This window comes from Sporosarcina sp. FSL K6-1508, from assembly GCF_038007465.1.
Lineage (GTDB): Bacteria > Bacillota > Bacilli > Bacillales_A > Planococcaceae > Sporosarcina > Sporosarcina psychrophila_B.
The window spans coordinates 1,511,923-1,535,987 of sequence record NZ_JBBOXF010000001.1 but is presented as its reverse complement, the minus strand read 5'-3'; the positions used below and the strand labels follow the sequence as shown (position 1 = coordinate 1,535,987).

Below are 24,065 nucleotides of genomic sequence, written 5' to 3'. Positions count from 1 at the left end.
CTGAGATGGCATCTGTTAGTGAATAAGTGAACTTTTTGGTATGAGAGCGTATTTGGTTTAGTCACTTGTGGGAGTTATATGAGCGGTCGACGCGTGGATACGGGCGCTCCTCTAACTTATATGAGCGGTCGATTCGTGGATACGGGCGCTCTTCTAACCTATATGAGCGGTCGACTCGTGGATAGGGGCGCTCTTCTAACTTATATGAGCGGTCGGTGTAGATACGGGCGCTTTCCTAACTTATATAAGCGGTCGGCTCGTGGATACGAGCGCTCTTCTAACTTATATGAGCAGTCGGCACATGGATACGGGCGCTCCTCTAACTTATATGAGCGGTCGGCGCATGGATACGGGCGCGCTTCTAACTTATATGAGTGGTCGGCGTGGATAGGATCGCTTGGCTAACTTATATGAGCGGGCGACATGTAGATACGGGCGCTTTCCTAACTTATATGAGCGGTCAACTCGTGGATACGGGCGCTCTTCTAACTTATATGAGCGGTCGGTGTAGATACGGGCGCTTTCCTAACTTATATAAGCGGTCGGCTCGTGGATACGAGCGCTCCACTAGCTTATATGAGCGGGCGGCGCATGGATACGGGCGCGCTTCTAGCTTATATGAGCGGTCGACGCTTGGTACGAGCGCTCTTCCAACTTATACGAGCGGTCACAACAGGGTTACGATCACTCTCCTAACTCTTATGATCAGTCACCACATGGATATGGTCACTCCGCCAACTTACACAATCGGTCATCATTGTATTTCAAACAATATACCCTACAAAAAAACAGACGCCACAATCGACGTCTGCTCTTTTTTACTTTTCGTTTTCAATCTGCTTCTTGACTGCCCCGTCCATCGGTGCGATGACGAACGCAGCGACGAGTCCCCCGATGAGGACGATGAAGGGTGCGTAAAACATTAGAAAGTGAGTCATGTGCTGTTCCTCCCTTAAGCGTGGTAGTCGCCTTTTCCGCGGACATAATCTTTATCGAACAGGAATAGACGCATGAGTAAATACAATGACGGAATCAGCAGTCCAAGTCCCATGATGAACACAACAATGAGTGAGATGGCCATGGCCGGGTTCGTGAAGCTGTCGTAAATCGTCAAGTACGGGTAAAGCAAATACGGATAATGGGACGCGCCATAACCAAAGAAAGCGAAGGCGAATTGCCCTACTAACAGTAAGAATGCCAATCCATAATTACGACGTTTCCAAATTAGCCAAACCGTTCCGATGAACATGATGAATGAAATAAGGAACATCGGCCAGAAATTCTGGATGCTGCTGTAATGTTCTGGATTGTGATTCCTGAGTTCGAATATGATGCCCCCTGCCGTGATAATCGTCGGCAGCGCCCAGATAAGCGCATACTTCCGAAGTAGGTTCGTCGCCTCCATATCCCGGGCTTTATTCGCATACCAGGTCAGGAATACAGCTGATATATAAAGCGTTGCGGCGATACTCAGAACAACAATGGACCATGTCAACGGACTGGTGAACAGCTCCCAGTAATCGAGGACAGGATTACCGCCCACCATGTCGATAAAGCCGCCTTCTGAAATTGTGAGAACAATGGATAGCGAAGCGGGAATGAGTATTCCAGCAAGACCATACATGAAAGAATAACCTTTATGTCCACGCGCTCCATACGTCTCAAACGCATAATAGGAACCGCGGATTGCCAGCAAGATAATCCCTATGCTGACGGGCACTAATAGCGTTGTTCCATAATAAAATGCAGTTTTTGGAAAGAACCCAATGACTCCGACAAAGAAGAACACTAGGAAAACGTTCGTCACTTCCCAAACAGGTGATAAATAACGTTGGATAATGTTAGTCAAAATACGCTGACTACCAGTGAGTGTGCTGTATGCATTGAAGAAACCTGCACCGAAGTCAATGGCCCCGATAAGTATATAACCGAACAGGAAAGTCCATAAAACGGTTATGCCGATTATTTCGAGTGTCATAGGACGTCCCCGCCTTTCTCCGAATCACGGTCTTCAATTTCACGTTCAACTGGATTGTTGCGGAACATTTTTCTTAGTACAACGACACTGCCGACTCCAAGCACAAGGTACAGCAGGCAGAATAGGACAAGCATCGTGTCAACATGTCCGCTCGTTGTTGCTGCGTCCTGCGTTCTCATGAGACCTCTCAGTATCCACGGCTGCCTTCCGACTTCAGCAAGCCACCAGCCTGCCTCAATCGCTATTATCGAAAGGGGTCCGCCAAGTACGATTAGCCAGCGGAACCATTTGGTAGAAACCATCTTCCAGCCCCGCTTCATGCCGAACCAGAACACTGCAGCAAGAAGGGTCATCCACATTCCTATCGTTACCATGATGTCGAATAGGTAATGGATATACAAAGGTGGTACCTCATCCTCCGGAAATTGATCCAGACCGGTCACTTCCTGAGTAAAACTGCTGTGTGCAAGAAATGACAATGCATATGGTATTTTTATGGCGTACTTCACTTCTCCATCTGCAAGTATGCCGTACATAATCAAAGGTGCATTTTCACTTGTCTCTAGATGCCATTCTGCGGCAGCCAGTTTTTCAGGTTGGTACTCGGCCAAGTATTTTCCCGAGAAGTCCCCGATAATCGCCGCAGCAATTGCAAACACAAGACCGACTTTCATCGTAAGATAGAGTGCTTTTTTATGGTATTCGTGATTCGATCCTTTCAGTAGACGGAATGCTGCAATTGCTGCAAGTACAAACGCGGCCGTCATATATGCCGTGACGACAACGTGCGCCACTTTCGTCGGCATTGCAGGATTGAACATCGCAAGGAGCGGATTGACGTTAATAAGTTCACCGTTAGCGATATCGAAACCACGTGGGGCGTTCATGAACGCGTTAACCATTGTAATGAATACCGCCGAAAAGGATGCTCCGATTGCAACCGGAATGAGTAATAGGAAATGTTTCTTCTGATTTTCAAAACGATCCCATGTATATAAGTAAATACCTAGGAATATTGCTTCGAAAAAGAATGCGAACGTTTCCATGAATAACGGAAGTGCAATAACATTTCCGGCGAGCTCCATGAAATTAGGCCATAATAATGATAATTGCAAACCGATTGCTGTTCCTGTTACAACACCAACAGCAACTGTAATGATAAAACCTCTCGCCCAGCGTCGTGCAAGTAAAATATAGTGTTCGTCATTTTTCTTTATGCCTACCCATTGAGCGATCATAATCATAAGTGGAACGCCTACACCGATTGTTGCGTAAATAATGTGGAAAGATAAGGTTGTTTCTGTCAAAACTCGTGAAAAAAAGACTGCTTCTTCATTTCCCATCTGTATATCCCCCTTCAGCTTCCGAAAATTCTACCGATGATCGATAACAGCATAATTCCTGCAATAATGAATGCAAGCCATATTAGACGTTTTTCATGTACTTTATACACTGGTGCCACGCCCTTTCAAATACATCATGATTCTATTGTATACCCGATATACCACTCATTAGTTATGATTTTAAATGATTTACATGAACTATGTGTGAATATTAACGCGAGGTTCACTTGCGATCGTTCTGAATATTGTGTATCATAAGTGAACTAATGTGAGGTGAACACAATGGAACTGAAAAGAAAAGTATTGGCTTATATTACAAAAGGGGAAGATGCCGAACGTGAAATCCTTGTGTTCGAGCAAAAAGACTTTCCTGAAGCCGGTTTGCAAGTGCCCGGGGGATCAATTGAAGAGGACGAGCTTCTGATAGATGCATTATATCGGGAAATCGAAGAAGAAACAGGCATTAACAGAGATGAGTTGGTGTTAAAAGGGAAAGTCAATAAAACAAATTATTTTCCTGAACATAAGAATGTCATATACGAAAGAAATATTTTCCACCTTACGTTCATCGGCGAAGTACATGCAGGATGGGATTACCGCGTAAAGGGAGGTGGCAAGGACGACGGTATGACTTTCTGCCATCGTTGGATCCCTATCGACAAGCTGCCGGAACTTGCTGCCGATCAAGATCAGGCAATTGAATTCATTTAAGAAAAGCGCAAGCGCCTTGATAGACCCGAAAAGCGCTGAAAGGCCTTAAGTAAAAGGCGGTCTTTGCCTTTAACTTAAGGACTGAAGCGACTCGAGGTGCTAGGCGCTGGAGCTAGACATTTAAGAAAAGCGCAAGCGCCTTGGTAGACCCGAGGGGCTGGGCGCTGGAGCTAGACACTGCTCCAGGTTCAAAAACTTATAGTTTCCTTATAAAAAATAAGGTGCAGGGATGTCCACTTTTGACAACCCTGCACCTCATTTTATCCAATCTGTTAAATACTTAACCCTAACTACTGATTACTGTTCTTGCGGAGAATCCAGCAGATCTATCCGATCCTCTTTCCGCAACTCATCCGTAGGAACAAACATTTCAATATGCCTGTAAAGGTTTTCAAACACTGCCGGCAATACGCCGCCGTATTCCCCGTCTAGATTCAGAAGGACCTTTTCAGTTGATGTCACTGTAATTTTTTCTGCTTTAGTGGAAATGACAAGCGGATCATCAAGATGCTCTCCTCTAAGAGCAAGCGAAACAACACGTATGAATTCTGCGATATTACATTTTTTCAGGATAAGCAATGTGAATTTTCCATCGTTAATACTCGAATCAGGCGCCAGCTTTTCAAAACCACCGACTGAATTTGTCAAGCCGACAAGGAACATCATCGCTTCATCTTCAAATACTTCTCCGTCGTATTCAATCTTGACATGAGTGGAATGAATAGACGGCAACATCTCGATGCCTTTTAAATAATATGCAAGCTGGCCAAGCACTGTCTTCAACCTGCTTGGCACATCATATGTCAACTCGGTTAATCTGCCGCCGCCTGCAATATTTATGAAATGGCGGCCGTTCATTATGCCGACATCGACTGGTATTGTTTCTCCACGGATAATAATATCCACTGCCTCATTAATATCCCGGGGAATGCGCAGCGCACGTGCAAAGTCGTTCGTTGTTCCCGTGGGAATGAGCCCGACTTTAGGACGCTTCTCAAAGGGACTAACGCCCGCAATGACTTCATTCAATGTGCCATCCCCGCCTGCTGCAATTATTAAGTCAAAATCCGATTCTACAGCATATTTAGCCGCTTTTGTTGCATCTCCCTCACACGTTGTCGCATGACAAGATGTTTCGTAACCCGCTTGTTCAAGTTTTTCAAGAACTTCACCCAGGTGTTTGCGGAATGCTTCGCGTCCCGACGTCGGATTGTAAATAATTCGTGCACGTTTCATCCGGAATTCCCTCTCTATTCGTACATATGTTTTTTGTGTTGGTCATCCAAATTGTTCCAATGATAGGACGTACCCGTAGCTTCGTTGGTTGCATGTACTTCATAGAACAGCTCTAATTAATAATTACGCTTGTTTTTGCAATACCGGAAGGAAGGTTTTACGGATATCATCGTACACTGTCAGCCAATGTTCAGGCTTAGATGTATACTCTGCGGTAATCCGTTCAATGAATTCCTTTTGTTTTTCTTTGTAGTCTGGTGAATCTGCCGCCGGCAAGTCTTTGCGCAGCTCCAAAACGTATTCTTGGATAACGGCTGCACGCGGCCCCCATTTCGCTTCAACTTCCCCTTTTTCGTTAAGCAATAAATAAACTGGAATTGATCGGCCGCCGTTAGTCAGATGTTTATCGATCAAATCCGTATCCGCATCACGGTATGCAGTACGCACGTCAAGATTCGCAGCTTCGGCAATCCGTCGGAGAATCGGATTGTTCATCATTGCATCTCCGCACCAATCTTCCGTAATGACCAGGATATCCGGTTTCTTTTCTTTTAACAGTTCGATGAATTCATCGTCTGCCGGCACTTCAAATTGCTCATAAATACGGAAGCTTTCTTCCTTATGCTTTTCCATCTTGTCCATATACTGTTCGAGTGAAATGGCTTCATCAAAATAGTCTTTTTCTGTTTTCAAAATCATCCACACTCCTTTTATTTAATTGTACGTCGTCCTTACCCGCGAATCAAATTACGAGATTAGAAAAGCGCAAGCGCCTTGGTAGACCCGACAGGCATAAGTCGATAAAGGAAGGCAGTCTAAGTTCGCGACGTCCTGTCGCAACAAGGAGGGATGAAGTTCAATCCCTCCCCACTGCATAACTGCATCCTTGCAGGCACGACGTGGGCTCTTTGCCAGGGAAGGATGCAGTTCAATCCTTCCTAGTTGGATTGCTTATGACCTGAGGGGCTTGGCGCTGGAGCTAGACACTGCTCCAGGTTGAAAAAAACATATTTTCTTATCTTTATTAGAAAAAGACGCCCTGTCATGAGACTTGGTGCAGTCTTTGACAGAGCGTCTCCTTTTTTATCTCTTCGCGATTTCCTCGAGAAGGATTTTATTGACGAGTGGCGGATTTGCTTGCCCTTTCGTCGCTTTCATAATTTGACCGACGAGGAAGCCGACTGCACGTTCTTTCCCGTTTTTATAGTCTTCGATCGATTGTTCGTTTGCATCTAATGTTTCAGTGACGATTGTACGGAGCGTGCCTTCATCAGAAATTTGGACAAGTCCTTTTTCTTTGACGATATCTACAGCATTTCCTCCGTTTTCAATCAATTCTTTGAACACTTTTTTTGCGATTTTTGATGAAATCGTACCATCAGTAATGAGCTTGATCATACTTGCAAGTCCTTCAGGCGTTAGTGCTGTCGCATCAAGTTCTTTCGACTCTGCATTTAGATAAGCCGAAACTTCACCCATCAGCCAGTTCGATGCAAGCTTTGCATCCGCTTCAGCCGCAACAGTTGCTTCAAAGAAATCGGACATATCTTTTGTCAATGTCAAAACCATTGCATCATAAGCAGGAAGGTCAAGGTCATTTATATAACGTTCCTTACGAGCATCGGGAAGTTCAGGGATTTCAGCGCGAACCCGTTCCATCCATGCTTCGTCGATATGAATGTCTGTCAAGTCAGGTTCAGGAATAAAACGATAATCGTTCGCTGGACCTTTCACACGCATTAGAAGTGTTTTACCTGTTGCTTCATCATAACGACGTGTTTCCTGATCAATTTTTCCACCCGCTAACAACACTTCTTCTTGACGTCCCACTTCATACGCGATTCCTCTGCGGACAAAGTTGAATGAGTTCAAGTTTTTCAATTCCGTTTTCGTGCCGAACTCTTCCTGCCCGAATGGACGGATAGAAATATTCGCATCACATCGGAGTGACCCCTCTTCCATGCGGACATCGGAAACACCTGTGTATTGAATAATTGCTTTCAACTTTTCAAGAAACGCATACGCTTCTTCTGGAGAACGTACATCTGCTTCTGTCACAATTTCAATAAGTGGCGTCCCTTGTCTGTTCAAGTCGACAAGTGAGTGACCTTCATCGGAATGTGTCAATTTCCCGGCATCTTCCTCAAGGTGGACGCGTTCAATGCGAATTTTTTTCTTCTTGCCGTCAACTTCTATTTCGACCCAACCGTTTGCTCCGATTGGACGGTCATCTTGGGAAATTTGATACGCTTTCGGATTATCCGGATAGAAATAATGCTTGCGATCGAAGTTAGTGATCGGCGCGATTTCACAGTTAAGTGCCATTGCCGCTTTCATACCAAAATCAACCGCACGTTCGTTCATCACCGGTAACACACCTGGGTAAGCCAAGTCGATTACGTGGATATTCATATTCGGTTCCGCGCCGAAGTGAGCATGGGCCGGTGACATGATTTTTGAATCGGTTTTAAGTTCTACGTGGACTTCAAGTCCGACTACTGTTTCAAAGTTCATTATTATTTCCCCTCCCATGTGACCGGAGTTTGTGTATGGAAATCGGTCGCTTGTTCATAAGCATGCGCCACTTTATACAATGTCGCCTCATCATAATGTTTCCCAATGATTTGGAGTCCCAGCGGAAGTCCATCCGAATAACCGCATGGAACTGAAATTGCCGGTACACCTGCTAGGTTAATGGGAACTGTTAACACATCATTTGCATATAACGTCAACGGATCGTGAATTTTCTCGCCAATTTTATAAGCTGTCGTCGCGGAAGAAGGGCCGATGATTACATCATATTTTTCAAAAAGGGTTGCAAAGTCTTGTGCAATTAGCGTACGTACCTTTTGTGATTTTACATATAAATCCTCATGATGGGCTGCACCTAGTGCATACATACCGAACAAAATACGTTTTTTCACTTCGTCGCCAAAAGCTTCAGAACGTGATCTTGCGTAAAGTTCTTCAAGATTTTTGACACCCTCGGCACGGTAGCCATAACGAATACCGTCAAAGCGAGCCAGGTTCGATGATGCTTCAGATGACGAAATAACATAGTACACGGGAGATGCATATTTCGAATGTGGAAGTGAAACTTCTTCCCACTCAGCGCCAAGTGATTCAAGTACTTTTAGCGCTTCCATCACTGCGGTTTTCGCTTCTGCAGATACTCCTTCGCCTAGATACTCTGTCGGAACACCGATTTTCAAGCCTTTGATATCACCAGTTAGCGCAGCTCTGAAATCAGGAACTGCCTGCGGTGACGTGGATGAATCCTTTGCATCTAGGCCAGTAATTGCACTAAGCAATAATGCATTGTCTTCAACATTGCGCGTGATCGGGCCAATTTGGTCTAATGATGATGCGAATGCTACAAGTCCAGAGCGTGATACACGGCCGTATGTCGGCTTCATACCCACGACGCCACAAAATGCTGCAGGTTGACGAACGGAGCCGCCTGTGTCAGAACCAAGAGAGAATGCCACCTCTCCAGCTGCCACTGCTGCCGCAGAACCGCCTGATGAGCCACCTGGGACGTATTCAAGATTCCAAGGATTATGTGTTGTTTTGAATGCAGATCTCTCTGTCGTAGATCCCATGGCAAATTCGTCCATGTTCAATTTTCCGATTGTTACGAGCCCAGCTTCGTTGATTTTATCAACGACAGTTGCATCATAGACTGGAACGAAATCTTCGAGCATCTTACTTCCGGCTGTTGTAACAATCCCTTTTGTGACGATGTTATCTTTTAAGCCGATTGGTAAACCGAAAAGCGGACCGCGTCCGTCCATTGGCAGTTTGTCCAATTCTTCTGCTTTAGCAAGTGCCCAATCTTCATTCGTCGACAGAAAAGCTTGTACCTGTCCATCTATTTTTGCAATACGGGTTAGTGATTCTTCCGTCAATTCTTTGACAGATACTTCCCGATTATGTAATAGCGACTGAAGTTCTGTTGCCGTCTTTTTAAATAGTGTCATTGTTTTTCCTCCTTAAATCCATTCATCAAAGGATAGTCGGCACTTTGATTTGTCCCGCTTCATGTTCTTTCACACTATTCAACATCTCTTCCCTGTCAAGTGCGTCTGTTGGGATATCCTTGCGCAATACATTATAAAGCGGCAGTGGATGTGTCATGGGAGCAACCTGCTCAGTGTCCACTTCTTGCAGTTTATTGGCAAATTCGATCATGTCTCCGAGCTGCCCGGCATACATTTCCGCTTCAGCGTCAGACAGCGCAATCCTTGCAAGGCCCGCGTGACGTTTCACTTCATCTATCGTCAATTGTGTCATCGTTTCTCCTCCTCTTTGAATTGTACGGTTAATCATATCATCTTCCCATAATGTTGAAAAGTTATGATGATCAATAGCCATAAATATGAACGTATGGCTTGGCGTCCCCAGCTTCATTCACAATTAAGGCTTCTGGGCCGTTGACAGACGTTATACTCACTTCAGTATGGACATTTGGGAAATAGGTGATAACGAGGTCTGTCAAATATTGCGTAAAGCCAATCGTTTCACTTGTACCAAAAAATTGGATTGGAACTTCTATTTTTAGCGATTTTAAGTTGCCGTCTTTATAAAATCCTGTACCAATTACGTTAACAAAACTAGGGAAATATGCATCAATGTCCTGTTTGAAGCTAGCAAACTTATCATTCATATCCCTATATTCCCCATTACTTGAAGACGCCGGGAATACTACGTATTTCTCATTAACTTTTTTCCAACCTGTCGGTGCCGATTGGCCTTTTCCAGCAACAGCTGTCGCAAAGTATGTCCCTGGAACGATCGAGTTGCGGCTTTCTTGTTTAAACAGTCCGACAACAATCGGGATATCTGATAGCCCTTCCTGTGTACGCAAACGTCGAACGACTTCTTCTGCCATTTTCATGCCTTGCTGTTCGATTACCTTATCCGTTATCTCTGTCTCTTTTCCACTTCTTGAATAGCTGATTGAATTGAGTGCTAGACCGACCGAAATACCGGCAAGACGGAGTTTTTTTTCATCCGTCATAACAAGGAAGTTCTGTTCGACAATATGTGCCAGATAATTCGGCGCTTCTTCCGAGGCAGTTTCTTCACTCATACCTTCCTTGATAGGCGGATTCAAACCTGCTTCATCAGCCGAACTTCTTGACAACCATGAACTGGCAGTCTCTTTGTCAATATGTTGCCCTTCTTGGAAGAAATGATTTTTAGTATCAAAGTGCTGATTTGAGAGGCGCAATAGACCTTCTTCTGCTTCCTGTATATCGTATTTGGTATTCATCTTGCTGACGATAAGACCACGGCTGGCACTTTTCTTGAAGGGTATAAGCGTCTTGTAAAATTCATCTTTCAATTGAATATTCGGTATCATGACAGTTTCTTCAATGCTTTCTTCATTCTCTTGAATAACTTCCTCTTTTTCTGTTCCGAATGAAGGAAGACACCCTCCGAGTAGCAGAATGACTGCAAGTCCGGGTAGTATACCTAGTCTTTTCATAATAATTACTCCTTTTCGCTAAGTGCTTCAATTAACTCTGCTTCATTCCACACAGTAATTTCAAGCTCCTCAGCTTTTGCCAATTTCGAGCCAGCATCTTCACCCGCTATTACAAGATCAGTCTTTTTACTTACGCTGCCGCTCACTTTCCCGCCGAATGCTTCGATTTTTTCTTTTGCTTCCCCGCGGGTCAAAATAGACAGTTTTCCTGTCAGAACAACAGTCTTGCCTGAAAAAAGCCCATCTGCAGGGATATCTTGCCTCCTGCGTCCTTTATAGGTTGTATTCACTCCATAAGACTCCAACTTCTGGAGCACTTCAAGAACCTTTTCATTGCTGAAATAGGTCGTGATTGAATCGGCTACCTTGTCACCGATTTCATGGATGGTTATAAGACGCTCAGCATTAGCAGCCATTAAATCGGAGAGTGTTCCGAATTCCTCCGCAAGAATTGCCGCTGCTTTTTCACCAACATGACGGATGCCTAGTCCAAATAGCATTTTTTCCAGGGAATTTTCTTTTGACGTTTCAATCGCAGAAAGCAGATTTGAGACTGACTTCTCACCCATACGCTCGAGTTCCAGTAATTGCTCCTTTGTCAGGGTATACAAATCTGAAACATCATGGACAAGATCAGCCCTGTATAATTGGTCAACTACCCGTTCGCCGATTCCTTCGATATTCATCGCGCCCCGTGAAACAAAGTGAATGATCGCTTCTTTCATTTGTGCAGGACATTGCGGATTGACACACCGAATTGCCACTTCTTCTTCAATTCGGATCAGTTCTGAATCACATACCGGACAGTTTTCCGGCATTTCAAAAGGCATTTCATCCCCTGTACGTTTTTCCACAATCGGAGCGACTACTTCAGGAATAATGTCTCCTGCTTTTCGAATGATAACTGTGTCACCGATTCGGACATCCTTCTCTTTAATAAGGTCTTCATTATGCAAAGAAGCTCGTCCTACTGTTGATCCCGCAACAAGTACTGGTTCAAGTATGGCTGTCGGGGTGACTACGCCTGTTCTGCCAACACTTAGTTCGATATCCAGCAACGTTGTTATGACTTCCTCTGCCGGAAACTTATAGGCAGTCGCCCATTTCGGACTTTTCGCTGTGTAACCAAGCTGTTCCTGGTCCTCAAAGTTATCGACCTTCACAACAATCCCATCGATTTCATAGTCAAGATCAGAGCGGCTTTCCCCCCATTTCCCAACATAATCAATCACTTCATCGATTGTTTCACATTTCTTACGTTCCTTGTTCGTTTCAAATCCCAGCGCAGCGAGATGATTTAGGGAATCCGAATGACTGTCTTGTCCATAGGCGCTTCCATCGCCGCCGATTCCATAAACAAATATTGCCAAGTTCCGGCTTGCTGCTATTTTCGGGTCAAGCTGGCGAAGTGAACCCGCTGCCGCATTTCGCGGATTGGCGAATGGTTCTTCGCCTGCTTCGTCGCGCGCGGCATTCAATTGCACAAATGATTTCTTAGGCATATAGGCTTCGCCACGCACTTCAATCGATACAGGTTCTTTCAATCGAAGCGGAATCGACCGGATTGTTTTCAAACCTGCCGTGATATCTTCCCCGACCGTTCCATCTCCGCGCGTCGACCCTTGTACAAACTTTCCATCGATATATCTGAGCGAGATTGCAAGCCCATCAATTTTCAGTTCACAAATATATGAAACACCGTGTCCAGCCGCTGCCTTCACACGCTTGTCAAATTCTCTCAAATCCTCTTCGTTGAATGCATTTGAAAGGCTAAGCATCGGAAACTCATGGATGACTTTCCCGAATCCTTTCAAGATTTCGCCGCCGACTCGCTGCGAAGGAGAATCGGGATATATGAGATCAGGATTTTCCGCTTCAATCGCCAACAATTCCTGCATATATTTGTCATAGACAGCATCAGAAGTGAGCGGTTTATCGAGCACATAATAAGCATGTCCATACTCATGAAGCAGGCTATTCAATTCTTCTACTCGTTTTTCGAGTCCTACTCGATCCATCGATTTTTCTCTCCTTCAGCTATTACGCTTTTTCAATTGGTGCAAATTTCGCAAGTAATCGCTTGATGCCGACCGGTTCCGGGAAAGCGATATCCAGTTCAACTTCTTCGCCTGTCCCTTTCACGCTGACAACCATACCTGTTCCCCATTTTTTGTGGACCGCTTTGTCACCTGGGTTCCATCCCATCTTGTCTCCACCGCTTGCATTGTATACAGGCTTTTTAACAGCCGGCCGTACAGGGGCCTCATTTCGTGCTTTCGATCCTCCTCCGATGGAGAATCCAGAATTTCCTGAGATGATTTCCGTAATATCATCCGAAATCTCTGCAATGAACCTGGATGGACTATTATAGCTCGCACGTCCATAAAGAGTTCGGTATGATGCGGAAGTCAGATAGAGTTTTTGCTCGGCACGCGTGATTCCCACGTATGCAAGACGCCGCTCTTCCTCCATCTCCTCATCATCGCCCATTGAACGGGAGTGAGGAAAGACGTTTTCTTCCATACCAATAATGAAGACAACAGGAAATTCAAGGCCTTTTGCAGCGTGCATCGTCATCAAGACAATTTTCTCCGAAGATTTATTCTCTTCTTTATCAAGCGAATCGATATCTGCGATGAGCGCAAGATCGGTCAGGAAAGCAACTAATGATTTGTCTCCAGTATCTTCTTCTGCCCGTTTTTCAAAAGCTTCCGTTACAGATAGGAACTCTTCGATATTTTCCAGACGACTTTCAGATTCAATCGTTTTTTCACGATGAAGCATTTCACGGTAGCCTGATTTATCAAGTACTTGCTCAACAAGTTCAGTTACTGAAAGGTATTCCTGCATTCGTGTGAATCCTGTAATGAGATCACGGAACTTGGCAACTTCATTTGCAGCCCTTGATGTGATTCCCATAAAGTCCACTTCTTGTAACGCGTCAAATATGGAACGGTCATGCTCAATTGCAAAGCGTGCCATTTTATCGAATGATGTAGCTCCGATACTTCGCTTCGGTTCATTAATAATCCGGGCAAGTGCTAAATCGTCATCGTTATTGGAGATAAGCTTCAAGTAAGCAAGCAAGTCCTTAATCTCTTTTCGCTCATAGAACTTCGTGCCTCCGACAATTGTATAATCAAGATTCGATTTCACAAGGTACTCCTCGATAACACGTGACTGAGCGTTTGTACGATACAAAACTGCAAACTGATCAAGCTTTAATTTCTCTTGCTCTTGCAATTCAATGACTTTACCAACAACAAACTGCGATTCATCTTTTTCGTCGCTCGCTTTGTATACATAAATCGATTCGCCTTCGTCATTATCTGTTCTCAGCTTTTTATCATAGCGACTTTTGTTATTAGTTATGACGTCGTTTGCTGCTTGAAGGATTCGTTGCGTCGAGCGATAGTTTTGCTCAAGCATAATCATTTCAGCATTTTTATAGTCCTTTTCAAAGGATAGAATATTGCCAATGTCCGCACCGCGCCATCTGTAAATAGACTGGTCGGAATCTCCCACTACACATAAATTCTTGAACTTTTCCGCCAGCATATTAACAAGTCTATACTGTGCGTTGTTCGTATCTTGGTATTCATCGACATGAATATATTGGAATTTGTTTTGATAAAATTCTAGGACATCCGGTACGCGTTCAAACAAGACGAGCGTCATCATGATGAGATCGTCAAAATCGAGCGACTGGTTTTGACGCAACCGCTTTGCATAGCCATCGTAGACGTCTGCAATCGTTTTTTCATATGGATTGTGGGCGTTAATTTGTGCGCGATACATTTCCGCATCAATACATTCGTTTTTCGCTGAGCTGATCGCATTTAGCATTGTGCGTGGTTCATATTGCTTCGCATCCAGGTTCAACGTTTTTAACACGCTTTTAATAACCGATAATTGGTCGGCTGAATCGAGAATTGAAAACGATGTTGATATACCGATTCGGTCAATATTTCGCCGTAAAATCCGGACACACATTGAGTGGAATGTAGAAACCCACATACGTTCACCTGTACCAGCACCAAGCAATCCATCGATACGTTCACGCATTTCACGGGCCGCTTTGTTTGTGAATGTAATCGCCAGGATATTGGAGGGATAAATATTTTTCTCGACGACTAGATAGGCAATCCGGTGTGTCAGGACACGTGTTTTCCCGGAGCCTGCACCTGCCATTATAAGAAGTGCCCCTTCTGTCTTCTTCACTGCGCGAGCTTGTTCTGGATTCATCCCTGTAAGTAAGTCTTCTGCTATTTTATTCATTTATTATCGCCCTTCCGGAACATTTGTTCTTTATTATACACTGATTTGTCTTAACTGGAAACCGATTTCACTGCGTCGACGGTTGCTAATGCTGCTGTGAAATTTTCATAGATGACATTACCCACGATAATCGTATCCGCGACTTCGGCCATCTTTTTAGCATCGTTAACATTCTTGATGCCACCGCCGTAAAATAGACGCGTTTTTTCAAGTACGCGCGATGCTGCTTCTACTATTTTAGTATCTCCATACATACCGCTGTATTCCATATAAAAAACCGGCAATTTGAAAAGATGTTCGGCCATGCGGGCATAAGCGATGACATCCTCTTCGTCCGGAACTTCTGTCACTCCCGTTAATTTCGCTGCTTTGCAGTCGGGATTCATAATGCAATATCCTTCTGTAAGAATTTCATCCCAGTCCATCATATGTCCATATTCACGAAGTGCGGAATGATGGAGACCGTTAATCCATTCAACTTTTGTTGAGTTAAGTACTGTTGGGATGAAATAATAATCGAAACCCGGTGTCACTGAGTCCACAGTTGAAATCTCAAGTGCAACCGGAACGGAATACCTTCTGATGCGGACCAGCAAATCGAGCACGTTATCGAGTGTGACACCGTCCGTTCCTCCAACTATAATTCCATCTGTTCCCGACTCTGCAAGTAGCTCCAATTGTTCGTTTGTCACCGTTTTCTCAGGATCTAATTTAAAGGCATGACGCCATGTAGTGAAATCCATGTCAACCCACCCAATCTTATAATGTACGTTTCTTTAGTATACCAAAAAAACCGGACAGATTCTTTCTCTGTCCGGTTTTACCTGAAAGCGTCTTGCGCCTGGAGTCTATACATGTTGAACAAAAATATATAGCGTTGACGACTCAAAAGGGTGAGCCCGAACGCGATAAAAGACTAGCAGCGAAGTTGCTTGGCTTATGACAGGAGGCATCTCTTAGCGCCGTAGTGGATTCAATGGATTCTCTATTTCAACATATAATAGATAATAACTTATTTATTTTTCGGCTTCCTCTTCGTTCTCGGAGGCGTACAGACGTCCGAGCACCTTCCCGTATCCACCCGATCCATAATCAACGCAACGCCGGACTCTCGAAATTGTTGCAGTACTAGCCCCTGTCTCGCTTTGTATCTTATCGTATGTCATTTTTGTCATAAGCATCTGTGCCACTTCGAGACGTTGCGCGAGTGATTGCAATTCACTTATCGTGCCAAGATCATCAAAAAATTCATAACATTCATCGAGGTCTTTTAATTCGAGCATCGCTTTAAATAGCTGGTCCATCTGATGACCGCGGATTTTGTCGATTTGCATATGTCTCCCTCTCTCTGCATGAATTCCCTAAGGGGTATATGTGACAGACGTTTCCATTCCAGGATTAGTGGAAACGATATGAATCCATGTTTTACCCGGGACTAGTTTTGCCGGAACACCATTTTCCATCGGGGTTAAGATTCCGTCAATATTTTCCCACTCGATATCCTTTTCAACACCTGCATGGAATAGCTTTCCTTTGCCGCCCGACTCAATATCGACCGACTGTCTGCCAATACTATCAATTGTACGGTGTGCCGTTTCGAATATAAGTATATTGGACAGTTCCACAGGTTTTTCGCTGGATTTATCGACTGTTACGATTCCGTTTACTGTTCTATTGTAAGTTCCTTTTTCTCCATCATAGGAATACGTGCTTGTAAAATCAGGATCTGTCCCATACCGAACAACAAGCATGGATGCGATATCCCCTATTTTAGCACCTTCAATCGAATCAAGGAAAGAAAATGCCGGAATTGTCGACAATTCTACCGATGAATTTGTCTTCTCCATGGCAGCGATTACATTATCCTGCGATATATATGAATTATGAGGAGCTCTCCGTTCCTTAGATCGTTGAAATAATATCCCGTCGTACTGCATACCGTTTACATTATCTACGAAACGGTTTTCCAGCATCTGTTTTGCATCGGGGCTATAGCCATGTGCAATGTAAAACGCATCAAGCCCTTTTGCAATATGAACAAAATAATCTCTCGCACTGCGGATTGGACCGATTTCTTCAGGTAGCTCACTTTGGAATAATGCCAAAAGTCTTGTGATATTACCTTCCGCTGCAAGTTCATAGACAATATCAGCATCACTTATACCTGATTGCGGCCTTGCCAGCGGATGGTTATTAATCGTTGCAAGAACTGCGCGATGGGTACTTTCCTCTTCTGATAAAACGCCAGTAAATGGTGCTTTATATAACGTCGGTCCTTGTACGGGTTCGACTTCTACGATTGGTTCTTCCTCAACTTCTATCGGCTCGGGTACAGCGTCCTCCGCCTTCTCTTCTTTTGAACACGCTGTTAGCAACACCATTAAGATTGCCATAAACAATAGCAATCCTCTCATTTTCTTCTCCATCTTTTCCCCCTATCTTCCGATTGCCGGAATGATAACTTCTTTTTTCATGACATCGTATAGCCCCATCTGCGTAATACGTATGTACGGCAGATGTGTTGATTGTAGAAACAGCAATGTATAAACCGCATCACCTTTTGTATAACCGCGATCTGCAAGCGCTTTTTTCAATTCCAGCTCCTGTGCTATCAGTTTCTGAACCGGCTCCTCCGACAGTCCCCCGCCTATTGGAAGTGGAAGTGTCGTGACGATTTTGCCATGTTCCGCGAGCACCATCCCCCCGCCTATTCGTTTAATTTCTTTGAATGCATTATGCATTTCCTTTTTATCTTTACCGATTAAAATAATATCTCCTGTATTCGAATACGAGGAAGCAAAGCCTTGGATACCTGTTGAGAATCCTTTAATGACTGTGTTGACACGCCACTTTCCATTCCTGTCGAGAAGCATGAGGTAGTTTTCGTCGTGATTACCCGCAAGTTTATCGCCATTTATGTCAATCGTCACATTGTACGGTTTTGTAATGACGTCATTGAGCATTTCAATTCCAATCGAGTGTTCAAATCTGAAATCCGATTCATCAAGATCGAAGTCCGGTGCGAATTTATCAATAGGGGACCAGTCCATTGGTGGAAATGATTCGGTCGATTCTTTTTCCCGCTTCAGCCATCTCCCTTTGGATAAAACATCCGTCGGCACAGGGTTGTACTCATCCTCAAGGAAATTAAGCGTGGCATAGCGGCCGGTCGCAATGATACCATGTAAATCGGACATATCATAATAACGTGCTACGTTGTAAGACGCCATCTGATACGCATCAATCGGCGGAACGCCTGCTTCGATTGCGGCGCGGATACATTTATCCATGACGCCGTCAAGATGGAAGGAAGGTGTGGAACCGTCCGTAGTCATCATCAAGTGATCGAACACATTCAGCTCTTTGTCAACAATGTCTTTTAATAAATGTGGAAGATCGGGACGAATCGACGAATAGCGAAGGGTCACTCCATAACCATGCAGCAGCCTTGCCTCCACTTCTTCTACTGTCATCGATTCATGATCGCCATCTGCCCCAAGAAGTCGCATCCGAGCCAATGTACGCTCAGAAGCACCGGGAAAATGGCCCTCAATTTTCTTACCTCCTATTTTTGCAGCACTGACGGAAGCGAGCATGTCAGGCTCTCCATTCATAAGCCGTGGCCAGCCCGTTAATTCTCCCCCCACCAATACTTCCGGTCGTGCAATCCATTGTTTAATGGACTCCAGATTAAACAATTCTGATTCGTTTTGAAGAATCGTTTGTGAGTCAAATCGCGCCCACCAGTAAAACGAAAACGGCAACTTATTTAACTCATCAAGAAGCGCAAACGATGTTTCATTAGTAAGGGACATGAATAAAATGAGATTATCCGAAATGAATGTTGTTGTCCCGAGCCGCGCTGCATAATCCGCGAATGTCCTGGGGTTATACAATTGAAATGGATGGACATGAGGCTCGATATAACCGGGAACAATTTTCTTCCCCACCGCATCTACGATTTCAGCGCCTTCCGTCAGGCCCGGCATTTCCTTCCCAGCGTAAACAATCCGATCGCCTGCAATCCAAATGTTCCCTGTCACCCATTTTTTATAGATTGAATGTAAATATTCCGCATTGGTAATAATGAGGTCCGGCGCTTTCTTGCCGTCAATCATATGTAGTTGAGCATTTACTTCACTAGGTTCCCACATGAAAATCTCTCCTTTAATCTGACATATCCATGCTATTTATCGTAGCATAGCATTGATGAAATAAATAGAGAGTTTACTGGACATCTTTGAAATTTCAGACAACCGAAGAGTCGTTTTTGGGCAGATGTTGTTACGTTTGTATGATGTATTGTTTAGTTTACATCGAGTGTTATGCACTTTCGAAGATTCGTTGCCAAGTTTAGTCAATACGTTGTGAACTTGGATAAAGGTTTCTTCCTCCTTTTGGCGAACTAGTACAGTACCACAATTGAATGGATTTGATGAGATGACCGACAAGTTACAGTTTGATAAAAATACGGCTACTGAATATGACCGCGGCGTTCGGCGGACATTGCCTACCTACGATGCCATGTTCAGGCTTGTACAAGCTTATTTCCGGGCAAATAAAGCCCGTCAAGAAAAGATACTAATAATCGGAGCGGGAGGCGGCAATGAACTCGCCATACTAGGACCAGCAAACCCTGAATGGAGATTTACCGCAGTGGATCCTGCTCCGCCGATGCTCGAACTTGCAAAGCTGAAAGCTGAACAGTTAAATATGACAGACCGTGTGACGTTCATTGAAGGAACGATTGATGAAGTTGATGTGAACCTCTTGCATGATGCTGCAACGTTTATGCTTGTCCTTCATTTCATCGCAGATGTAGATGAAAAGCTTCAGCATTTAAAAGGAATACGGCGACGTTTAAAAGCAGGAGCCCCCTTCGTCATGGCTACGATGTACGGTGATCCTGATGATCCGGCGTTCAACGAATTATTCTCCCTATGGAAAGCATACTGGCTAGATACGACAAGTATGACTAAAGTAGAAGTAGATGAAATGGAAAAAACCGTACGTAACCTCTCCTTCATTTCCGAAGAGGAAATTATTCGTTTATTGCAAGAAGCAGGGTTTGGTAATATCGCCAAATTCTTTACGACTAACATGTTTGGCGGATGGATTTGTAAAGCTGAATGACAATAAGAATAAACTAATCCCCCATTCCATCATAACGATGGAACGGGGGATTTTTCAGATGAAAACAATGCATAATTCACTCCTTCATAACCAAGATTAGATATTCATCCACCACCATCGCCTTATAACTTTTCCATCGTTATATTATTTTACCTATAAATAATTAACCGTTAAAGATTCTACAGTCATTTTCCTCGCAAAAAAAGTTTGAATCTCCCTGCTTCCGGATACCCTATAGATGCTGAACAAAGTCCAGGCTGAAGATGTTTTTAGTGATAGGAGATCTGACTATGTGGAAAAAATATCAAGGAAAACCGACACCACCCGAACTGATGAAGCGGCTAATGGAACAGTTGAAACCTTCTTTCGATGTCCTTCTGGTTCCGTTGGAAATTGGAGACAAATCGGCATTCCTTCTTTATCTAAAGACAGTGATCGACGAGGCACAATTACAACAATTGATCATTAAACCTTTTTTCGAAATGTCTTCTGATAATCAATTTGAAACATACGTCAACTCATCGCCGAGCAAAGTGGGCATGCCGGCGAATGAAAAAGACCTACTTTTCAATCTTACAATTGGTCACGCAGTCCTTGCGATAGGTGATCAGATTATTCTGTTGGATTTGAGAAAAGTGCAGTCAGACCTTGTTCTACCGACATCCTTGGAAGCAACGGTTCACGGACCCCAATTGGCGTTAAGCGAGAATCTGAATACGAACGTAAATATAATACGTCAACGGTATCATAAGCCATCCTTAAAGGTAGAAACAATTGAATTGAACGACGTCACCCGTAAGCCCATCGCAATTCTGTACGATGAAACCATTGTAAAAAAAAACGTTTTAAAGATGATAAAAGATAAGCTGGACCAGATGGATGCGCCCCTTATACAATCCGCTGGGGATCTCCAGCTCCATTTGAATGATAAAAAATTCTCTCTTTTCCCGACGATGATTCTGACTGAACGACCCGACCGCATCTCATACAATCTCGCGGCAGGCAAGGTTGTGTTAATGATAGATGGCAGTCCTCTTGCCCTACTAGCACCTGTTATCTTCTTTGACTTCATGGTGTCGACAGAGGATAATTATCATTCATTTTGGATAGCCAAATTCACACTTACATTACGTTATTTCGGGTTGTTCACTTGTATCGTGTTGCCCGGATTATATGTGGGCATCACTTCATACAACCCCGATATTTTCCGTACGGAGCTCGCAATGACCGTCGCGGGTAGCAGGATTGGCGTACCCTATCCTTCCTACATCGAAGTCCTATTCATGCTTATATTCATGGAACTTCTCACCGAGGCAAGCATCCGCCCGCCCAAAGTGGTCAGTGCGGCTGCCACAACCGTCGGAGGATTGATATTAGGAACAGCGGCAACGGAGGCGTCTTTAGTATCGAATATTATGATCGTGCTTATCGCCGCTGTTGCAATTTCCACTTTTGTCATCCCCATTAATGAGATGAGTTTCGCGGTCAGGGTCATCAGGGTTCTTATACTGCTTTTCTCAACATTATTCGGGATGGCCGGACTGACAATATCGTTTATAGGTTTAATTATATATTTAACCAATATAGAGAGCTTCGGCGAACCTTATTTACGGTTCTATTGGAAAAATGGGAAGTCGGAAATAAAGGGGTCGGATAGATGAACCGATTTTATTATTATTTAATCGCAGCTACAATGATTTCAAATATCGTCGCCTCTGTCCCGGGGATCCTTTTAGCTGAAAGTAGGAACGGGGCTATCCTATCGATGGTCCTTGCGGTGATTGCAGGGATGGTCATCATCTACACAACCACTTATTTTTTCAATCAATTTCCAGGCAAGGATCTGCCGGAATTAATGAAAGAATACACGTCTAAGTGGTTGACCTACCCCATCCTTCTATATTTCGCCCTAAGTTGGTTTGTCGCGGGACTGATTACGTTCATAGCCTATGTATTTCTCTTAATCACTTTTTTGACACCTGAAATGTCAATTTACGTAATTGCATTTTCGCTTGCGATAATTGTTTCCATTGGCATCTTGATTAAGACCGAAAGTGTACTGTATTCGGCTGAAATTGTGTTAATGCTCTCTAGTCCTTTATTTATTTTTTTAATGTTTAAATCGTATAGCAACGATAAATTGGACTGGGATTTTGTTAAGGTTTCCATTATGCATGTGAATGAGTTTCCCAGTTATGATGCCTTTACAGCATCTTTGTATTTTTTTATGGGCGTAGTAAATTTAATCATTTTTAACAGTGTCTTCACAAAAAAACAAAAGATCGGCGCGAAACACCTGATAACTATCGGATTTTCGGGTGCCTTCATCCTATTTACAACGTATTTCATACCTATCGGGATCAGTGGTTTTGATGGGATTGAAAATCTTCTTTATCCCTGGATTTCAACAAGCGACTCCCTACGCATGAAATATGGAATTATTGAACGTGTCGTCTTTATTTTTCTATTATTTTTCCTAGCTGTGTCAATTATCAGTATTTTAATTCATTGGCATGTATCCCTAAAACTATTTTGCAGTATTTTTCATTTTAAACGATTGAAATGGAAAGATAAGAATTTAACGCCTTACTTTTTTGTCATTATGTTTGGGGTGTGCGGCATTGTATTATCACGAGTCTTAACAGCCTATCAGTTATTGGAGTACTCAAGGTTCTTCTTTAACCTACTGCCTACTGTCTTTGCTATTATTTTGATTTCACTATTCGCTGTGAAACGGGGGATGAAGTCACAATGACCAGGTTGCGGAAAGGACGACTTGTTTTTATCGCAGTTATTTTTGTACTTTCGATTATCCTTCAGACAGGTTGCGCTTTCAAAGATATTGATAAACGACTATTCGTTATAGGAATCGGAATCGATCCGTCAGAAAAAGAAGAGGGGCATTATAAAATCACGCTCAAGATTTCAATTCCCATTGGTTCTATCAATGAAACAACAGGGCCAACCTACACCTACCTATCGCATGAGGGCGAAACATTGGCTGAGTCGATAAGAATACTGGAAACACATGTGGACAAAGTACTTGAATTCGGACATGCCAAAATAATCGTCATCAATGAGAAACTATTAGGCGAAGAAATAGGACATTTCATGGATTATTTTGTAAGAAGAGCAGATATTCAATTGATTGCTTGGGTAGCTGCCGCTAGACCTTCTGCGGAAGAAATCTTGAAAGTGGAACCATCAACAGAGTATGCGGCATCTTCTGCCCTTTTTGACTTTTTTGACAGTACAGGCACTGAAAATCCATATATAAGGTCCTTATTTCTTTTCGAATTCAGGCGAAATTATTTGGCTAAAGGCATCAATGTCGTGGTGCCACTGATTGAGACAAATAAGGATCAACAGGAACTGATCATAAATAAATCTTTGGTTTTAAAGGAAAATAAGAAGCCATTGGAATTGACCTCAGTCCAAACGAAACAATTTAACTCCAATTACTTTAACATGAGCGGATTTAGTTACAAGGTCGAAAGTGAAGGTTATTTGATGTTGTTGAATATCCAATCAATCTCCATGAAATACAAAATAATTACGGAAAAAGGTCATCCACGAATAGATATGAAGGTGAAATTGTCGGGAGTTGTCGGGGAGTCCAATAAAAATTTATCTTTAGCCAAGTTAGATGACTACAATAAAATCGCTTCTGAAGAAATGAAAAGGAAATTAATGGACCTGCTTATGACGCTCCAGAAAAATGAAGTGGATCCATTCGGTTTTGGTTTACGGTACCGAGCAACGCGTTTACATGAAAAAAATATGATGGATAAATGGGAAAGCCTCTACCCCGAAATAGATTTCAATATTTCCATGTCCGTTGAACTGAAAAGCACAGGAGCAATTGAGTAACGCCGAAAAGACCATTCTCCGTATG

General features: G+C 43.5%; 21 protein-coding genes. 6 read left to right on the top strand and 15 right to left on the bottom strand.

Translation table 11 applies throughout. The annotated features are described in order from the left end of the window. Positions 1 to 78: 78 nt before the first annotated feature. Positions 79 to 405 (top strand): hypothetical protein, encoded by a 327-nt coding sequence (locus MKZ11_RS07500; protein WP_340793475.1) that lies wholly within the window; start codon positions 79 to 81, stop codon positions 403 to 405. Positions 406 to 818: 413 nt separating this feature from the next. Here MKZ11_RS07500 and cydS read toward each other — a convergent pair whose 3' ends face one another. The 3 genes from cydS to MKZ11_RS07490 are packed head-to-tail and all read right to left on the bottom strand — an operon-like array spanning position 819 to position 3,321. Then, positions 819 to 938, bottom strand: coding sequence for a cytochrome bd oxidase small subunit CydS (gene cydS / locus MKZ11_RS25035; protein ID WP_445326981.1), 120 nt, complete (start codon positions 936 to 938; stop codon positions 819 to 821). 14 nt (positions 939 to 952) lie between these two features. Continuing rightward, complete coding sequence (locus MKZ11_RS07495) at positions 953 to 1,978, bottom strand: cytochrome d ubiquinol oxidase subunit II (protein WP_340793473.1); 1,026 nt, start codon at positions 1,976 to 1,978, stop codon at positions 953 to 955. Next, positions 1,975 to 3,321, bottom strand: coding sequence for a cytochrome ubiquinol oxidase subunit I (locus tag MKZ11_RS07490; RefSeq protein WP_340793472.1), 1,347 nt, complete (start codon positions 3,319 to 3,321; stop codon positions 1,975 to 1,977). The genes MKZ11_RS07495 and MKZ11_RS07490 overlap by 4 nt, the downstream gene beginning before the upstream one ends. A 282-nt stretch (positions 3,322 to 3,603) precedes the next feature. On the opposite strand from MKZ11_RS07490, the gene MKZ11_RS07485 reads away from it, so the two are divergent. After that, complete coding sequence (locus tag MKZ11_RS07485; RefSeq protein ID WP_340793471.1) at positions 3,604 to 4,032, top strand: NUDIX hydrolase; 429 nt, start codon at positions 3,604 to 3,606, stop codon at positions 4,030 to 4,032. Positions 4,033 to 4,329: 297 nt separating this feature from the next. On the opposite strand, the gene MKZ11_RS07480 is transcribed toward MKZ11_RS07485, so the two are convergent. From MKZ11_RS07480 to MKZ11_RS07425, 12 genes are all read right to left on the bottom strand, one after another. Further along, on the bottom strand, positions 4,330 to 5,268 hold the full coding sequence (locus MKZ11_RS07480; protein ID WP_340793470.1) for a diacylglycerol kinase: 939 nt from the start codon (positions 5,266 to 5,268) through the stop codon (positions 4,330 to 4,332). Positions 5,269 to 5,391: 123 nt separating this feature from the next. Next, the gene (locus MKZ11_RS07475) at positions 5,392 to 5,961 is read right to left on the bottom strand and encodes a thioredoxin family protein (protein ID WP_340793468.1); all 570 of its coding nucleotides are present in this window, start codon (positions 5,959 to 5,961) and stop codon (positions 5,392 to 5,394) included. 390 nt (positions 5,962 to 6,351) lie between these two features. Beyond that, the gene (gene gatB / locus MKZ11_RS07470; protein WP_340793467.1) at positions 6,352 to 7,782 is read right to left on the bottom strand and encodes an Asp-tRNA(Asn)/Glu-tRNA(Gln) amidotransferase subunit GatB; all 1,431 of its coding nucleotides are present in this window, start codon (positions 7,780 to 7,782) and stop codon (positions 6,352 to 6,354) included. Positions 7,783 to 7,784: 2 nt separating this feature from the next. Then, entirely contained in the window at positions 7,785 to 9,248 is a 1,464-nt protein-coding gene (gatA, locus tag MKZ11_RS07465; protein WP_340793465.1) for an Asp-tRNA(Asn)/Glu-tRNA(Gln) amidotransferase subunit GatA, read from the bottom strand. A gap of 25 nt (positions 9,249 to 9,273) precedes the next feature. Beyond that, on the bottom strand, positions 9,274 to 9,642 hold the full coding sequence (gene gatC, locus MKZ11_RS07460) for an Asp-tRNA(Asn)/Glu-tRNA(Gln) amidotransferase subunit GatC (RefSeq protein ID WP_340793462.1): 369 nt from the start codon (positions 9,640 to 9,642) through the stop codon (positions 9,274 to 9,276). Further along, complete coding sequence (locus MKZ11_RS07455) at positions 9,632 to 10,759, bottom strand: CamS family sex pheromone protein (protein WP_340793459.1); 1,128 nt, start codon at positions 10,757 to 10,759, stop codon at positions 9,632 to 9,634. The genes gatC and MKZ11_RS07455 overlap by 11 nt, the downstream gene beginning before the upstream one ends. A gap of 5 nt (positions 10,760 to 10,764) precedes the next feature. Continuing rightward, positions 10,765 to 12,777 carry an NAD-dependent DNA ligase LigA gene (ligA, locus tag MKZ11_RS07450; RefSeq protein WP_340793456.1) on the bottom strand — a complete coding sequence of 671 codons (2,013 nt, stop codon included), beginning with the start codon at positions 12,775 to 12,777 and terminating at the stop codon, positions 10,765 to 10,767. 22 nt (positions 12,778 to 12,799) lie between these two features. Then, positions 12,800 to 15,037 (bottom strand): DNA helicase PcrA, encoded by a 2,238-nt coding sequence (pcrA, locus tag MKZ11_RS07445; protein WP_340793454.1) that lies wholly within the window; start codon positions 15,035 to 15,037, stop codon positions 12,800 to 12,802. A 50-nt stretch (positions 15,038 to 15,087) separates the two neighbouring features. Next, positions 15,088 to 15,780 (bottom strand): heptaprenylglyceryl phosphate synthase, encoded by a 693-nt coding sequence (locus tag MKZ11_RS07440; protein ID WP_340793452.1) that lies wholly within the window; start codon positions 15,778 to 15,780, stop codon positions 15,088 to 15,090. 273 nt (positions 15,781 to 16,053) lie between these two features. Continuing rightward, on the bottom strand, positions 16,054 to 16,371 hold the full coding sequence (locus MKZ11_RS07435; protein ID WP_340793451.1) for a YerC/YecD family TrpR-related protein: 318 nt from the start codon (positions 16,369 to 16,371) through the stop codon (positions 16,054 to 16,056). Positions 16,372 to 16,398: 27 nt separating this feature from the next. Beyond that, entirely contained in the window at positions 16,399 to 17,463 is a 1,065-nt protein-coding gene (locus tag MKZ11_RS07430) for a DUF3048 domain-containing protein (protein WP_340793449.1), read from the bottom strand. A gap of 9 nt (positions 17,464 to 17,472) precedes the next feature. Continuing rightward, positions 17,473 to 19,191 (bottom strand): adenine deaminase C-terminal domain-containing protein, encoded by a 1,719-nt coding sequence (locus tag MKZ11_RS07425; RefSeq protein WP_340793447.1) that lies wholly within the window; start codon positions 19,189 to 19,191, stop codon positions 17,473 to 17,475. A 268-nt stretch (positions 19,192 to 19,459) separates the two neighbouring features. On the opposite strand from MKZ11_RS07425, the gene MKZ11_RS07420 reads away from it, so the two are divergent. The 4 genes from MKZ11_RS07420 to MKZ11_RS07405 all read left to right on the top strand — a co-directional run bounded on the left by MKZ11_RS07420 (position 19,460) and on the right by MKZ11_RS07405 (position 24,040). Then, on the top strand, positions 19,460 to 20,170 hold the full coding sequence (locus MKZ11_RS07420; protein WP_340793445.1) for a class I SAM-dependent methyltransferase: 711 nt from the start codon (positions 19,460 to 19,462) through the stop codon (positions 20,168 to 20,170). Positions 20,171 to 20,460: 290 nt separating this feature from the next. Continuing rightward, on the top strand, positions 20,461 to 21,831 hold the full coding sequence (locus MKZ11_RS07415) for a spore germination protein (RefSeq protein WP_340793443.1): 1,371 nt from the start codon (positions 20,461 to 20,463) through the stop codon (positions 21,829 to 21,831). Further along, on the top strand, positions 21,828 to 22,925 hold the full coding sequence (locus MKZ11_RS07410; RefSeq protein ID WP_340793441.1) for a GerAB/ArcD/ProY family transporter: 1,098 nt from the start codon (positions 21,828 to 21,830) through the stop codon (positions 22,923 to 22,925). The genes MKZ11_RS07415 and MKZ11_RS07410 overlap by 4 nt, the downstream gene beginning before the upstream one ends. After that, the gene (locus tag MKZ11_RS07405) at positions 22,922 to 24,040 is read left to right on the top strand and encodes a Ger(x)C family spore germination protein (protein ID WP_340793439.1); all 1,119 of its coding nucleotides are present in this window, start codon (positions 22,922 to 22,924) and stop codon (positions 24,038 to 24,040) included. Before MKZ11_RS07410 ends, MKZ11_RS07405 begins: the two co-directional genes overlap by 4 nt. Positions 24,041 to 24,065 lie beyond the last annotated feature (25 nt).

Bases quoted from the DNA above. Each gene is read 5' to 3' on its own strand.
- MKZ11_RS07500 (WP_340793475.1), top strand. From the start codon at position 79: ATGAGCGGTCGACGCGTGGATACGGGCGCTCCTCTAACTTATATGAGC.
- cydS (WP_445326981.1), bottom strand. From the start codon at position 938: ATGACTCACTTTCTAATGTTTTACGCACCCTTCATCGTCCTCATCGGG.
- MKZ11_RS07495 (WP_340793473.1), bottom strand. From the start codon at position 1,978: ATGACACTCGAAATAATCGGCATAACCGTTTTATGGACTTTCCTGTTC.
- MKZ11_RS07490 (WP_340793472.1), bottom strand. From the start codon at position 3,321: ATGGGAAATGAAGAAGCAGTCTTTTTTTCACGAGTTTTGACAGAAACA.
- MKZ11_RS07485 (WP_340793471.1), top strand. From the start codon at position 3,604: ATGGAACTGAAAAGAAAAGTATTGGCTTATATTACAAAAGGGGAAGAT.
- MKZ11_RS07480 (WP_340793470.1), bottom strand. From the start codon at position 5,268: ATGAAACGTGCACGAATTATTTACAATCCGACGTCGGGACGCGAAGCA.
- gatB (WP_340793467.1), bottom strand. From the start codon at position 7,782: ATGAACTTTGAAACAGTAGTCGGACTTGAAGTCCACGTAGAACTTAAA.
- gatA (WP_340793465.1), bottom strand. From the start codon at position 9,248: ATGACACTATTTAAAAAGACGGCAACAGAACTTCAGTCGCTATTACAT.
- gatC (WP_340793462.1), bottom strand. From the start codon at position 9,642: ATGGCTATTGATCATCATAACTTTTCAACATTATGGGAAGATGATATG.
- MKZ11_RS07455 (WP_340793459.1), bottom strand. From the start codon at position 10,759: ATGAAAAGACTAGGTATACTACCCGGACTTGCAGTCATTCTGCTACTC.
- ligA (WP_340793456.1), bottom strand. From the start codon at position 12,777: ATGGATCGAGTAGGACTCGAAAAACGAGTAGAAGAATTGAATAGCCTG.
- pcrA (WP_340793454.1), bottom strand. From the start codon at position 15,037: ATGAATAAAATAGCAGAAGACTTACTTACAGGGATGAATCCAGAACAA.
- MKZ11_RS07440 (WP_340793452.1), bottom strand. From the start codon at position 15,780: ATGGATTTCACTACATGGCGTCATGCCTTTAAATTAGATCCTGAGAAA.
- MKZ11_RS07435 (WP_340793451.1), bottom strand. From the start codon at position 16,371: ATGCAAATCGACAAAATCCGCGGTCATCAGATGGACCAGCTATTTAAA.
- MKZ11_RS07430 (WP_340793449.1), bottom strand. From the start codon at position 17,463: ATGGAGAAGAAAATGAGAGGATTGCTATTGTTTATGGCAATCTTAATG.
- MKZ11_RS07425 (WP_340793447.1), bottom strand. From the start codon at position 19,191: ATGTGGGAACCTAGTGAAGTAAATGCTCAACTACATATGATTGACGGC.
- MKZ11_RS07415 (WP_340793443.1), top strand. From the start codon at position 20,461: ATGTGGAAAAAATATCAAGGAAAACCGACACCACCCGAACTGATGAAG.
- MKZ11_RS07410 (WP_340793441.1), top strand. From the start codon at position 21,828: ATGAACCGATTTTATTATTATTTAATCGCAGCTACAATGATTTCAAAT.
- MKZ11_RS07405 (WP_340793439.1), top strand. From the start codon at position 22,922: ATGACCAGGTTGCGGAAAGGACGACTTGTTTTTATCGCAGTTATTTTT.